General features: G+C 73.3%; 11 protein-coding genes. 6 read left to right on the top strand and 5 right to left on the bottom strand.

From position 1 onward, the window contains the following. Nucleotides 1-60: 60 nt before the first annotated feature. The 3 genes from ACR9ZG_RS05410 (at nucleotide 61) to ACR9ZG_RS05400 (ending at nucleotide 2,000) form a co-directional block, all read left to right on the top strand. Entirely contained in the window at nucleotides 61-939 is an 879-nt protein-coding gene (locus ACR9ZG_RS05410; protein ID WP_481283800.1) for a LysR family transcriptional regulator, read from the top strand. Nucleotides 940-1,058: 119 nt separating this feature from the next. Continuing rightward, on the top strand, nucleotides 1,059-1,361 hold the full coding sequence (locus ACR9ZG_RS05405; protein WP_481283799.1) for a hypothetical protein: 303 nt from the start codon (nucleotides 1,059-1,061) through the stop codon (nucleotides 1,359-1,361). A gap of 126 nt (nucleotides 1,362-1,487) precedes the next feature. Next, the gene (locus tag ACR9ZG_RS05400; protein WP_481283798.1) at nucleotides 1,488-2,000 is read left to right on the top strand and encodes a DUF805 domain-containing protein; all 513 of its coding nucleotides are present in this window, start codon (nucleotides 1,488-1,490) and stop codon (nucleotides 1,998-2,000) included. Between the two features lie 56 nt (nucleotides 2,001-2,056). Here ACR9ZG_RS05400 and ACR9ZG_RS05395 read toward each other — a convergent pair whose 3' ends face one another. The 5 genes from ACR9ZG_RS05395 to ACR9ZG_RS05375 form a co-directional block, all read right to left on the bottom strand. Further along, a complete protein-coding gene (locus ACR9ZG_RS05395) occupies nucleotides 2,057-2,530 on the bottom strand; it encodes a nucleoside/nucleotide kinase family protein (RefSeq protein WP_481283797.1) in 474 nt (157 codons plus the stop codon). Nucleotides 2,531-2,654: 124 nt separating this feature from the next. Beyond that, the gene (locus tag ACR9ZG_RS05390) at nucleotides 2,655-5,579 is read right to left on the bottom strand and encodes an Ig-like domain repeat protein (RefSeq protein ID WP_481283796.1); all 2,925 of its coding nucleotides are present in this window, start codon (nucleotides 5,577-5,579) and stop codon (nucleotides 2,655-2,657) included. Nucleotides 5,580-5,806: 227 nt separating this feature from the next. Further along, nucleotides 5,807-6,700 (bottom strand): carbohydrate ABC transporter permease, encoded by an 894-nt coding sequence (locus tag ACR9ZG_RS05385; protein WP_481283795.1) that lies wholly within the window; start codon nucleotides 6,698-6,700, stop codon nucleotides 5,807-5,809. Further along, nucleotides 6,693-7,535: a carbohydrate ABC transporter permease gene (locus tag ACR9ZG_RS05380; protein ID WP_481283794.1), complete on the bottom strand. Its 843-nt coding sequence runs from the start codon at nucleotides 7,533-7,535 to the stop codon at nucleotides 6,693-6,695. The genes ACR9ZG_RS05385 and ACR9ZG_RS05380 overlap by 8 nt, the downstream gene beginning before the upstream one ends. 225 nt (nucleotides 7,536-7,760) lie before the next feature. Next, entirely contained in the window at nucleotides 7,761-9,092 is a 1,332-nt protein-coding gene (locus tag ACR9ZG_RS05375) for an ABC transporter substrate-binding protein (RefSeq protein ID WP_481283793.1), read from the bottom strand. A 174-nt stretch (nucleotides 9,093-9,266) separates the two neighbouring features. Between ACR9ZG_RS05375 and ACR9ZG_RS05370 the strand changes: the two genes are divergently transcribed. The 3 genes from ACR9ZG_RS05370 to ACR9ZG_RS05360 all read left to right on the top strand — a co-directional run. After that, nucleotides 9,267-10,688, top strand: coding sequence for an LLM class flavin-dependent oxidoreductase (locus ACR9ZG_RS05370; protein WP_481283792.1), 1,422 nt, complete (start codon nucleotides 9,267-9,269; stop codon nucleotides 10,686-10,688). Continuing rightward, complete coding sequence (locus tag ACR9ZG_RS05365) at nucleotides 10,685-11,893, top strand: acyl-CoA dehydrogenase family protein (RefSeq protein ID WP_481283791.1); 1,209 nt, start codon at nucleotides 10,685-10,687, stop codon at nucleotides 11,891-11,893. Before ACR9ZG_RS05370 ends, ACR9ZG_RS05365 begins: the two co-directional genes overlap by 4 nt. A 10-nt stretch (nucleotides 11,894-11,903) precedes the next feature. Continuing rightward, the coding region (locus ACR9ZG_RS05360; RefSeq protein ID WP_481283790.1) for an acyl-CoA dehydrogenase family protein at nucleotides 11,904-13,141 on the top strand (1,238 nt) is incomplete at its 3' end.

The following is a 13,141-nucleotide window of genomic DNA, read 5'->3' as shown; positions in this document are numbered from 1 at the left end:
TGAGCAGACATGCGTTTCCAGCCCCACGAGGGGTGCTCGGCCGTGCGCCATGATGGGGGGATGCGCATCGACGAGATCGCCCAGTTCCGCGCCCTGGTCGCGGAGGGGCGGATCGCGCTGGCCGCGGACGCGCTCGGGGTCTCGCAGTCGACGCTGTCGCGCACGCTGGCGAAGCTGGAGGCGGAGGTCGGCGTCGAGCTGTTCGACCGGCGCCGCGGCCGGCTGGAGCTGAACCAGTACGGGGAGATCCTGCTCGCGCACGCGCTCCGCGCCGAGGCGGAGCTGGAGAACGCGCGGGCGCGCATCGACGCGCTGCGCGACCCGTCCGGGGGGACCGTCTCGATCGCGTACGTGTCGTCGTTCGGGGGCTGGCTCATCCCGCGCGTGGTGCGGGAGTACCGGGCGCTGTTCCCGGACATCCGCTTCGTGCTGCGCGGCGGCACCGCCGACACCGTGCTCGACGCGCTGCGCGAGGGGTCGGCGGACATCGCCTTCCTGAGCCCCGACCCGCGCGATCCCGACATCGAGTGGCACCCGCTCACCGCCGAGCGGCTCGCACTCGGGGCGCCCGTCGGGCATCCCCTGGCCGGACGCGACAGCGTGACCGTCGCCGACCTCGACGCGGTGGAGCTGGTCGCGCTGCGCCCCGGCTCCGGGCTGCGGCACATCGCCGACGCCTACTTCGCCGCGCACGGCGTGGTCATGGACCCCGTCATCGAGGTGACCGAGCTCGCCACTCTGCGCGCGCTGGTGCGCGACGGCGTCGGCGTCGCGCTCATCCCGGACACCCCCGCCGACCCCGGGATCGTCGCGGTGCCGCTCGCCGACGAGGCGTCGCGCATCGTCGGCATCGCCCGCAACCGCACCCGGTCGGAGTCGGCGGCCTCCGCGCAGTTCGCCCGCTTCGTCCGGGAGGAGCTCGGCGCGCTGCCGGAGTAGAATCGTCAGCGCTTTCGGACACCGGCGTCCTCCCGTCCTTCCACCTCCGGGAGCCTCCCATCAGCAGAGAACTGCGCGTCCACTTCGTCGTCCGCGACCACCTCGGATCGGTCAGCACCTTGATCACGTCCGAGGGCGCCGTCGACGCGGCCGCCGCCGTCGCCGACATCGAGCGCGGGACGGTCCAGTACGTGACCGGTCACGACAGCTGGCACCGCATCCGCATCACGACCATGTCGGGCCTCGGCGGCGACTTCCTGTTCGCCAACTGGGACGGCACCGGCCGCAACAACCTCCACGACCTCGCCGCCGACCCGCCCACGATGGCGAGCGCGTGCGTGCACGTGCGGCCGCAGCGGCGCGGGCTGTGGACGCGGATGCGCGGGCTGATGCGGCGGCGCGGGCGCTCCTCCCGGGTCTGAGTCGCGTCTAGGCAGCTCTGAGCCGCCTCGGAGCCGCGAACAGGCCGGCCCAGCGGTGACGCGCCGTGACGGACACGCCGCGTCACAGTGACTGCACGGGATGCGCGGATGCGCTTGACTGACCGCATGTCCGACCAGTACCCGTCCGCCCAGTACCCCGCCCCTCCCGCGCCCGGCGCCGGAGGCTACGCACCCGCCGGCCCCGTGCCGCTGTGGGCCCCGCTCTACGGCGCCTCGTTCGGCGCCGCGATCAAGCGGTTCTTCCAGAAGTACGCCGACTTCACGGGTCGGGCGAGCCGCTCCGAGTACTGGTGGTGGACGCTGTTCTACGTCATCACCCTCCTCGTCGGCGAGGTGCTCGCCCTGGGGATCGGCTCGATCGGAGCGAGCATCGACGCGGACGGCCGTTCCACGCCCGGCCCGCTCTTCTGGATCGTCGGGCTGGTGCTGCTGGCGTGGCTCCTCGCCACGATCGTGCCGCACCTGGCGATCGTCTGGCGCCGGCTGCACGACGGCAACTTCGCCGGGCCGTTCTTCTTCCTCGGCTTCATCCCGCTCGTCGGCGGCATCATCGTGCTGATCCTCACGCTGCTCCCGTCGAACCCCGCGGGCGCGCGCTTCGACCGGCCGCGCGCGTAGGCTCCGCGCCGCACCGCCGCTCTCAGCAGGAGCCGGCTCTCAGCAGGAGTCGGCTCTCAGCAGGAGTCGGCGAACAGCCGCCGCGGCCGCGCGGGGTCGGCGTCGTCCAGCAGGACGGAGGCGACCTCGCGCGGTGCGCCGAGCGGGTCCTTGCGGCCGGTCGCCACGAACGACCAGTCCGGGCTGCGCTCCGGGTCGTGCTCGACCCACAGCGAGAAGTTGAAGAAGCCGCGGAAGGCGGGCTCCAGCAGGCCGGGGCCGTCGACGATCAGGACGCCCTGGCGCGCACGGAACGGCACCACGACCTCCTGCCGGAACGCGTCGGGGTCGGTGCCGGCGGTCACGCTCGCGCGCTCGACGGTGTCGCCTGCCGCGCGCAGCGCCGCCGCGAGGTCGTCGGCCGCCGACGCCGGGTCCGCGGCAGGGACGCCGGTGACCGCGACGAACCGCGGCCCGCGCGTGTAGTGCTGGCGGAACTCCGCTGCGATGCCGTCGTAGAAGGCGGCGCGCTCGGTGGATGTGTCGGTCATGTCGTGAGTATCCCACTCCCCGCCGACTCGTGACATGATGTCGCGCCTCGCGCCGAGACGTGACATGAGGTCACGACTCGGCGCGGGGCGCGGGGCGCGCGGGCGCGGGGCGCGCAAGCCGGGGCTACGCGCGGCGGCGGCGGAGCTGCACCAGCAGCACGGCGCCGCCGGCGAGCAGCGCCAGGGCCACCAGGGCGATGCCGCCGGTCGCGACGTCCGAGCCGGTGTGCGCGAGGCCGGAGGCGGTGGCCGGCGGGGTCGCGGCCGGCGTCGGCGCGTCCGGCGTCGGGCTCGGCGTCGGGGTGACGACCGGAGGAGCCGGGGCGGCCTCCACGGTCACCGTCACCTGCGAGGTGGAGGCGGCGAACGACGCATCCCCGCTGTAGGAGGCGGTGATGACGTGCTCGCCGGCAGCGAGCGCGGTCGTGGTGCACGACTCGTCGGGCAGCGTCACGGTGCACAGCTCGGTGCCGTCCGCGTCGCGGAAGGTGACCGTTCCGGTCGCGCCCGCCGGGAGGCCGCTGACCCGCAGGGTCGCGGTGCCGTTCTTCGCGGTCGTCTGGTGCGCGACGATCGTGGTCGCCTGGGCGGCCACGACGACGGTGAACGCGTCGCCGGTCGCGGCCTCGTAGTTGTCGTCGCCGCTGTAGACGGCGCGGACCGTGTACGTGCCGCCGGGCAGGTCCCCCGGAATGGTGCAGGTCGTCGCCGGGAGGGTCGCCGTGCAGAGCACCTTCCCATCGTCGGTCACGAGCGAGACGGTTCCGGAGGCGTCCTTCGGGAGCGCCGGGACCGGAACGTCGGTCGGCTGGCCGTGCGTGCCGGTGATGACCTCCGGGTCGCCGCCGTTGCCCGGGTTGCCCCCGTTGCCGGGGGTGCCTCCGTTGCCGGGGTTGCCGCCGTTGCCGGGGCTCGCCGGGGTGCCGATCGGCGTCGCCGCCTTACGGACCGTGAGCGTCGCCGCCACCGAGGTGGCCGCCTGGTAGGTGTCGTCGCCCGAGTAGGCCACCGTCACCGGGTAGGTGCCGGCCGCGAGAGAGGTGGACGTGGAGCAGTCGGTGGCCGGGAGCTCGGCCGTGCACAGCGTGGTGCCACCGCTGGCGAAGGTGAGCGTCCCCGTCGCGCCGGCCGGCAGTCCGCTCGCGGACAGCGTCGCTGGCGTGCCGTACGCGACCTCGGCCGGGGCGATGGCCAGCGCGACCGTCGTCGAGACCTTGGTGACCGCGAACGTCGACGACACGCGGTCGGCTCCGGCGATCGCGAGGTGGTCCGCGTCTCCGCTGTACCCGGCCAGCACGCCGTGCGTGCCGATCGGCCCGGGCGCCACCGCCGTGCAGGTCGCGACGCCCGAGGGGTCGACCGTCGCCGTGCAGAGCTCGTCGCCGGTGGTCGTGTCGGTGAACGTGACGGTGCCCGTCGGCGCGGTGGGCGCGTCCGTCGCGGTCGATGCGACGGTGGCGGTGAAGGTCGCCGTGGCGCCGAGGTCCGCACTCGCGCTGCTCGTGGTGAGGCTCACCGGCTGCTTCAGCACGGTGACGGAGGAGGAGGCCGTGACCGCCTCGGCATCCGTCGAGGCGACGACCGACGAGATCGTCGCGGTGCGAGCGGTGCCCGACACGGTGTACGGGACCGCCAGCTCGGGGAGCGCCGTTCCCGGCTGCACCGGGGAGGCGGAGTCGACCGCGTAATCGCAGGTCGCGACCTGCCCGCTGACCGTGCAGCTCCAGCCGGTCGACGGCGTGGCCGCGGACGGGGTGAAACCGGTGGGGAAGGTGGTCGTGGCGCGCACGAGCTGCGACTCCGTGCCTCCCGCGCTCGTCACGGTCGGGGCGACCGTGTAGAGGCCGCTCCCGCCGTGGGCGACCTCGGTGGCGCCTCCCGCCGTCGCGGAGAGCACGGGGACCGGGCCGGCCGCCGTCTTCGCCTCGAGATAGTTGACCTCGTGCACGTCCGACGCGCCGCCGGTGCCGGCGACCCAGCCGTACGTGAGCTTGTACGGGTATTGCGTGGCCGGGTCGATCCACGAGCTCGGGATATTGGCCTGGTTCGCCGCCGGGTTCAGCTTCGGGAGGGTGCCGACCAGCGTCTGGCGCGTGCCACCGATCGGGGTGAAGATGACCGCGAACTGGCCGCCGTTGACCGTGACGTCGGTCGCGCGCTGCGCCTGGAGCGGGCTGGAGGTCGGGTTGATGACGATCTCGACCGGCACCTTCGCCTGCGAGCGGTTGGTGACACCGGTCGCGCTGAGCGAGCCGCTGAGCGCGGCGCCGGCGGTCGAGGTGACGACGCAGTAGCCCGTCGTGCCGTCGCCCGGGCCGCGGACGGTGACGTTGTTCGCGTAGCGCGGGCGGCTCGCGTCGGCCGCGCAGCCGTTGCCGCCGAAGTTCGGGTGGTTGAAGTTGCCGTACCGGTCGAGGCCCAGGCCGAGGTAGGCGTGCGCGAGGCCGCTCGCCGTCTTCGTGCCGCTGTAGCCGAGCGACCCGCCGAGCTGGCCGATCTGGGTCGGCACGGCCGGGTTGTACGGGTCGGTGGCCGCCAAGTAGAAGACGATGCCGTCCGCGGTGCCGGTGCCGTCGCTGACGCCGTTGTACTGGTAGCTGTCGAAGATGGCGTCGATGCCCTTGGTGATCGGCACGGACTGCTTCGAGCCGACGCCGCCGGTCATGTTGAGGGTGGCCGAGGTGAGGCGGAGGGCGCCGTTGCCGTCGCTGTCGGCCGCGCCTCCGCAGCCCGGGATGGGGTCGGCGGCCGTCGGGGCGGTCGAGGTGCGGGCGGTGAGGCACGCGCTGTTCGTGACGAACGAGCCGGGCGCCGCGCTCGGCAGCGTGTAGCCGCTGCCCGCGGTGGTGCCGGTGAAGCCCTCGTTGACGAAGGTCGTCTGCGCCGGTGTCGGGTCGGCGAAGGAGGCGGTGGCCCCGGTCAGCGCGAGGGCGGCCACGCCGAGCACGGCGGCGCCGGTGGCGACGGTGCGGCGCAGCGCACGGCGGGTGAGCGACGGGAGCGACGGGCGGGCGGGGACGGCTGAGCATACGTCGGATTTCGGGCGCAAAGAAGCCTCGGTTCGGGCAGGGCGGTGCGGCAGCACCGGGTGTCGGGCAGTCGGGAGCGCCCGGTGCGGCGGCGGGGGCACGCGCTCCGGGACGGGATCACGCTAGTGATCCGTCGACAGCCGGCGTGTGCGTGGTACGGCTGATCCCCTCCCCGCTCGGGGGACACCGCGGTCGAGCCGTGCCTCGATGCGGGTTTCCGCGCCGAGACGCGACATCATGTCACGACTCAGCGGGAGGAGCCGGCCGTCAGGCCCGCGACCAGGCGGCGCTGGAAGAACGCGGCGGCGGCGAAGACCGGGATGAGGCCGATGACGGACGCGGCGGCCAGCTTGCCGTAGTCGGTGATCCGCTCCCCCAGCATCAGGGTGAGGACGACCGGCAGCGTCTGAGCGTCCGGCGACTGCGTGAGGAACGCGGCCAGCAGGAACTCGTTGTAGTTCAGCACCGCGACGATGATGCCGATGGCCACGAGCGCCGGGACGAGCAGCGGCGTGACGATCGAGAACAGCACGCGGTAGCCTCCCGCGCCGTCCAGCTGCGCCGCCTCGTCGAGCTCGACCGGGATGCGGCGGGTGAAGCCTTCGAGCAGCCACACCGCGACCGCGACGTTCGCGAGCCCGTAGACGAGCGTCAGGCCGAGCAGCGTGTTGTTGAGCGAGAAGGACCGCAGCAGCGTGAACAGCGGGATGACCGCGACGATCGGCGGCAGCAGCCACGGGCTCAGCACGGTCGCGGCGAGGGTGCGGCCTCCCGTCCGGTAGCGCGTGATCGCCCAGGCGGCCGGAACGGCGAAGAGCAGCGTGATCGCCGCCCCGGCGAGCGCCGCGATCAGCGAGTTGAGGATGCCCTGCAGCAGCCCGCCCGACGCGGCGTTCGCCCAGTTCTGCGGCTGCGGATGCGCGGGCACGAGCAGCCCGGCGCCGACGTCGGCCCGCGACATGAGCGACACCGACAGCAGGTACGCGATCGGGACGAGCGTGCCGGCGAGCACGAGGGCGAGCACGACGATCGCGGCGGCCGGCCGGCGGGGGCGCGAGCCGGCGCGCGAGCCGGCTCGGGTGCCGGCGGCGGAACCGGTGCGGGTGCCGGCGCCGGCTCCGGCGAGCAGACGGTCAGTCACGGTGAAGCCTCCGGGCGATGAGGATGACCGGCAGCGTCACGACGGTGACGACGACGGCGAGGAGCAGGGTGATGGCGGAGGCGCGTCCCAGGTCGAACTGCTGCAGCGCGGCCTGATAGATCAGGTAGGCGGGCACGCTCGTGGACGTGCCGGGACCTCCCGAGGTCAGCACGAACACGAGGTCGAACACCTTGAAGGCGAGCACCAGCCGGATGAGGAACGCCGCCGCGACCGTCCCGGCGATGGCGGGCAGCGTGATGCTGCGGAAGAAGCGGAAGCCGTGCGCGCCGTCGAGCGCGGCCGCCTCGGCCACCTCGCGGTCCTGGCCGAGCAGGGCGGCGAACACCAGCAGGGCGACCAGGGGCGTCCACTCCCACACGTCGGCGACGCCGATGCCGACGAGCGCCCACGCGGGGTTCGAGAGCACGGCCACGGGCTCCCCCGCGTATCCCACCAGCCCCAGCAGGGTGTTGAGCAGCCCGCCGGAGGGATTGAAGATCAGCTTCCACAGCACGCCGACGATCACGGGCGGGGTGATGAGCGGCAGCAGCAGGAGGGTGCGCACGAGCGAGCCCCTGCTGGTCGCCGCGCGCAGGGCGAGCGCGGTCACGACGCCGAGCGTGACGCTCGCGACGGTCACGACGAGCGCGTAGACCGTGTTGCGCACGAGGGAGGCCGTCACGTCCGCGTCGGTCAGCACCTCCGCGACGTTGGCCCCGCCGACCCAGCCCTGGAACGGCCGCCCGAGCGACGACTCCGAGAACGCGGTCAGCAGGATGAAGACGAGCGGGTAGGCGCCGAGCACCACCGTGGCGAGCACGGTCGGCGTGACCATGCTCCGGCGCAGCCAGGCGCCGCCCCGGGGCCCCCGGCCGCGGCCCCGGGGGGGGGGGGGGGCGGGGGGGGGGGGGGGGGGGGGGGGGGGGGGGGGCGGGGCGGGGGGGGGGGCGCCGGGGGGGGGTTACATGGCTCGGGCGCTGCCTGGCGCCGCCGGGCCGCCGGGCGCGGGCCGGGGTGGGCGGGGCGGGGGGGGGGGCGGCGGCGGCGAGGGAGACCTCGGTCACTTCAGGATGCTCTCCCACTTCTTCTGGATGGCGTCCATCGTCTGCTTCGCGGTGCCGCCTTCGCCGGCGAGCAGCTTGGCGAGCCCGTCGGTCAGCACCTGCGCCAGCTCCGTGGCGTGCTCGCCGGTCGGCCAGGCGAGGGTGCCCTGCAGGGTGGTCTCGTTGACCTTCTGGATCTCGGGGAAGTCCTTGCCGTAGGTGGCGTCCTCGAGCGAGCTCTTGCGGTTCGGGTCGATGCCGGTGGGCGGGGAGGCGACGAGCAGCTTGGCGTTCGTCTCGGACGAGGTGGCGAACTGGATGAACGCCTTCGCGAGGTCGGCCTTCTTGGTGTTCGCGGTGATCACCCAGGTGAAGCCGGCGACGAGCGACGCGCGCGGGGTGGTGTTCGAGCCGCCGACCGGGAGGGTGACGACGCCCCACTTGTCGGCGACGGTGGAGTCGCTCGACGGGTCCTGCGAGCGGACGCCGAGGTCGGTCCAGTTCTCGATGAAGCCGACCTTGCCTGCGAACCAGGCGCTGTTGCCCGCGCCGAAGTCGGTCTCGGCCGGGGTGGGGAGCGCGTACTTGTTCACGTCGACGAGGGCCTGCGCCGCCTCCACGGCGGCCTCGGAGTCGAGGGCCGGCTTGCCGCTCTTGTCGAGGAACTCGCCGCCGAAGCCCGCGAGCCGGTTGGCGTAGCTGGCGCCGAGGATGAGCGGCGACTTCTGGCCGAAGACGGCGGCGCCGTAGACGCCGTTCGCCGACTCGTTGGCCGTGATCGTCTTCACGTCGGCGAGGTACTCGTCCCAGGTCTTCGGGGGGTTCGCGATGCCGTTCCGCGCCAGGATCTCCTTGTTGTAGAAGAGCACGTGGGTGTCGCCGTCGAACGGGAGGCCGTAGCGCTTGTCGCCGACCTTGCTGTACGCGTCGTAGATCGACGGGATGAAGTCGGAGGTGTCGAGCGCCTTGTCGTCCTCGATCCAGGAGGAGAGGTCCTGGATCGCGCCGTCCGCGGCGAGATCGCCGAGCGAGACGTACCAGGGCGCGGCGGCGTCGATCGTGTTGGCGCCCGACTGCTGGTCGAGCGCGATCTTGGAGCCGATCTCGTCGTAGGGCACGATGACGGTCTTGATCGTCGCGCCGGTCTCCTTCTTGAACTCGGCGGCCAGCCACTTCGCCGCGCCCTCGTGCGACGAGATCATCTCGACCGTGAGGGTCTGGCCGGCGAACTTCTTGTCGCCGGAGCCGGAGGCGGTGGAGGCGTCCGAGCCGGTCGCGCAGCCGGTCAGCGCGAGGGCGGTCGCGGCCAGCGCGGCGACCGTCGCGGTGAGGCGTCGTCGTGAGGTCATGAGGGTGCTGCTCTCTCTGGGTATCGGGGGTTCGGGTGTGCTGCGGTGTGGGTCGGGACTGTACGGGCGACCGGGGCGGGTGGGCAAGCGAATGTGACGCTGTGCGACGCTGGCGCAACGGAGCGTCACACGCGCTGGCCCCCCTCCCCGCTTCGCCGCTAGAGTCGCCCGACTATGGCCGACCGGATCATCCTCAACGCGTTCGACATGAGCTGCGTGACCCACCAGGCGCCCGGACTGTGGCGCCACCCCGACAACCAGGCGCACCGCTACACCGACCTGGACTACTGGACGTCGCTGGCGCAGACGCTGGAGCGCGGCGGGTTCGACGCGCTCTTCCTCGCCGACGTGCTCGGCATCTACGACGTGTACCGCGACTCCGCCGCTCCCCCGCTCATCGACGCGGACCAGGTGCCGCTGAACGACCCGATCGGGCAGATCAGCGCGATGGCCGCCGTCACCGAGCGGCTCGGGTTCGGTGTGACGGTCGCGACGACGTACGAGCAGCCGTACCTCCTCGCCCGCCGGTTCTCGACGCTCGACCACCTGACGAAGGGCCGGATCGGCTGGAACGTCGTCACGTCGTACCTCGACTCCGCCGCGCGCAACCTCGGCCTCGACCGGCAGATCGGCCACGACGACCGGTACGGGATCGCCGAGGAGTTCCTCGACGTGACCTACAAGCTGTGGGAGGGGTCGTGGGAGGACGGCGCGGTGGTCCGCGACCGCGAGACCGGCGTCTTCACCGACCCGGCGAAGGTGCACCCGATCGAGCACGACGGTGCGTTCTTCCGCGTCCCCGGCATCCACCTCAGCGAGCCGAGCCCGCAGCGCACGCCGGTGATCTTCCAGGCGGGCGCGTCGCCGCGCGGCCGGGAGTTCGCCGCCAGGCACGGCGAGGCGATCTTCATCAACGGGCTGCAGCCCGAGCTGACCAGGAAGGTCACCGACGACATCCGCGACCGCGCCGAGCGCCTCGGCCGGCCGCGCGACAGCGTCAAGATCCTCACCTTGGTGACGGTGATCGTCGCACCGACCGACGAGGAGGCGCAGGCGAAGCTCGACGAGTACCGCACCTACGTCTCGACCGAGGGCGCTCTGGCGCTCTACGGCGGCTGGTCCGGCCTCGACCTCTCGCAGCTGCCGCTCGACGAGCCGCTGGAGTACATCGACACGGACGCCGCCCGCTCGGCGCTCTCCATCTTCACCATCGCCGACCCCACCCGGCAGTGGACCGCCCGCGACATCGCCGAGTACGTCGGCATCGGCGGCATCGGCCCCGTGATCGTCGGCAGCCCGGCGACCGTCGCGGACGAGCTCGAGCGCTGGGTCGAGGTCGGCGGCGTGGACGGCTTCAACCTCGCCTACGTGGTGACGCCGGGCAGCTTCGAGGAGTTCGTGGAGCTGGTCGTGCCCGAGCTGACCGCCCGCGGCCGCCTCGACGAGCAGCCGGGCGACACCCTCCGCGGCCGCCTCACCGGCACGGGCGACGCTGTCGTGCCGAGCTGGCATCCCGCGCACGCCTACCGCGGCGCGTACACCGACCAACCGAGCGCCGCGGACGCCCGCGCGCGCGTCACCGAAGGAGCAGCATGACCCGCAGTTTCTGGACCGGCCAGGCCACGCCGGAGGAGCTGAGCCGGTGGGAGGGAGTGGCCGCCGAGGCCGCCGAGACCCTGGCCGTCGACGCGCTCGAGCGCGACCGCGCCAACCTCGACCCGCACCGCGAGCTGGTGCTGCTGCGCGAGGCCGGGCTCGTGAACCTGCTCGACCCGGCGGAGTTCGGCGGTGGAGGAGCGCACTGGGAGACCGCGTTCCGCGTGATCCGCGCGCTGTCGCGCGCCGACGCCTCCGTCGCCCAGGTGCTGGCGTACCACTACATCAACTCGGGCAACATCGGCTTCGCCGTCGACCCGGCGCGGCAGCCGGAGCTGTACCGGCGGACGGTCGCCGGGCGCTGGGTGTGGGGCGACTCGGTCAACCCGGTCGACCCCGACCTGACGCTCACCGCGCTCGACGACGGCTCCTACCGGCTCGACGGCACCAAGCGGTTCTCGACCGGCGCCTCGGTCGGCGATGTCGTGCTCGCCTCCGCGACCGTCTCCGGGGGCCCGCTCGACGGGCGCCCGGTCTTCGTGCTGCTCGACCACGACCGCGCGGGCATCCGCTACCACGGCGACTGGGACGCGCTGGGCCAGCGGCTCTCGGCCAGCGGCTCCGTCACGTTCGAGGGCGTCGCGGTGGCGGCCGACGACATCCTGGGCGAGCTGAGCGACGAGCCGTTCTCGACGCTCATCACGCCGGGCATCCAGCTCGCGTTCGGCAACCTCTACCTCGGCATCGCGCAGGGCGCGCTCGCCAAGGCGCGCGAGCTGACGCTGGCGCGCAACAACTCGTGGTTCCTCTCGGGCGTCGACCGCTACGCGGAGGACCCGTTCGTCCTGCGCGTGTTCGGCGAGCTGCTGTCGAAGGTGGAGGCCGTGGAGGCACTCGCCGACGCGGTCGGCCGTGAGTTCGACGCCGTCGTGGCGAAGGGCGCCGAGGTCACGGCGGAGGACCGCGGCGTGCTGGCCCAGCGGATCGCCCGGCTCAAGGTCGTCTCGACCGAGGTGTCGGTGGAGGTGACCACGCGCGTGTTCGAGGTCACCGGCTCCAGCTCGGCGAAGGCCTCCGTCGGACTCGACCTGTGGTGGCGGAACGTGCGCACGCACACCCTCCACGACCCCGTCGACTACAAGAAGCTGGAGGTCGGCGCGTACTACGTCAACGGCGACCTGCAGCCGATCTCGCTCTACACCTGAGGAGGGCGCCGTGACCGGAACCGCTGTGACCGATACCGCTGCGACCGATGCCGCTGTGACCGATGCCGTCGCGCCTCCCCGCGGGCTCGCGGAGGTCCGCGCGCGGCTCGCCCCGATCCTCGAGCGGATCGCCGCCGACGCGCCCCGTCGGGAGCGCGAGCACGAGCGGCCGGACGGGATCGTGCGCGAGCTGGCCGCTGCCGGGTTCGCGGCCCTGCGCCTCCCCGTCGCGGCGGGCGGCTCGGGCCTGACGTTCGCCGAACTCGGCGAGGTGCTCGTCGAGCTGGCGGCGGCCGACTCCAACCTGCCGCAGATCTTCCGGGGGCACCTGGCGTTCGTGGAGGACCGGCTCGCCGCACCCTCGTCGGCCGACCGCGACGCCTGGCTCGCCCGGTTCGCCGCCGGTGAGGTGGTCGGCAACGCCTGGAGCGAGACCGGGCCGGTCGCGCTCGGCGACTCGGGGACCCGCGTGCGGAGCACTCCCGACGGGGTGCGCGTGACCGGGCGCAAGTTCTACACGACGGGCAGCCTCTACGCCGACTGGATGGACGCGACCGCGACCGACGAGGACGGCAACGCCGTCACCGTGCTGGTGCGCGTCGACCAGCCGGGCGTGACGGTGTCGGACGACTGGGACGGGTTCGGGCAGCAGCTGACCGGCACCGGGACGGCGGTCTTCGACGACGCGGTCGTCGAGCCGTCGCACGTGTACCGGTTCGAGGACCGCTTCCGGTACCAGACCGCGCTGTACCAGTGGACGCTGGTGTCGGTGCTGGCGGGCATCGCGCAGGCTGTGGAGCGGGAGGCCGGGGCCGCCCTGCGCGCCCGCACCCGCGTGTACAGCCACGGCCTCGCGCCGCTGGCGAAGGACGACGGGCAGCTGCAGGCGGTCATCGGGGAGATCTCCGCGACCGCGTTCACCGCCCGCGCGCTGGTGCGGTCGGTGGCGGAGGCGCTGGACGCGGCCGCCGCGACCGCCGCGGACCGCGACTCGGCGGAGGACGTGGCGGCGAACGTGCGCGCCGAGATCGCGTCGGCGCAGGCGCAGATCGCGCTGAGCCAGGCGGTCCCGGTCGCGGCGACCCGCCTCTTCGACACGCTGGGCGCCTCCGCCGTCAGCCGCGCGGCGGGACTCGACCGGCACTGGCGGAACGCCCGCACCGTCGCCTCCCACAACCCCTGGGTCTACAAGGCCCGCATCGTCGGCGACTGGTCCGTCAACGGCACCCCGCCCACCCCCATCTGGCA

The sequence above is a fragment of the Leifsonia sp. KNZ12-8B genome (assembly GCF_056755495.1).
Note: the sequence above shows the minus strand (reverse complement) of the source record. Positions and strands in the feature narration are given on the sequence as shown.

Coding starts and splice junctions, on each gene's coding strand:
- ACR9ZG_RS05410 (WP_481283800.1), top strand. CDS start 61: ATGCGCATCGACGAGATCGCCCAGTTCCGCGCCCTGGTCGCGGAGGGG.
- ACR9ZG_RS05400 (WP_481283798.1), top strand. CDS start 1,488: ATGTCCGACCAGTACCCGTCCGCCCAGTACCCCGCCCCTCCCGCGCCC.
- ACR9ZG_RS05395 (WP_481283797.1), bottom strand. CDS start 2,530: ATGACCGACACATCCACCGAGCGCGCCGCCTTCTACGACGGCATCGCA.
- ACR9ZG_RS05380 (WP_481283794.1), bottom strand. CDS start 7,535: ATGGTCACGCCGACCGTGCTCGCCACGGTGGTGCTCGGCGCCTACCCG.
- ACR9ZG_RS05375 (WP_481283793.1), bottom strand. CDS start 9,092: ATGACCTCACGACGACGCCTCACCGCGACGGTCGCCGCGCTGGCCGCG.
- ACR9ZG_RS05370 (WP_481283792.1), top strand. CDS start 9,267: ATGGCCGACCGGATCATCCTCAACGCGTTCGACATGAGCTGCGTGACC.
- ACR9ZG_RS05365 (WP_481283791.1), top strand. CDS start 10,685: ATGACCCGCAGTTTCTGGACCGGCCAGGCCACGCCGGAGGAGCTGAGC.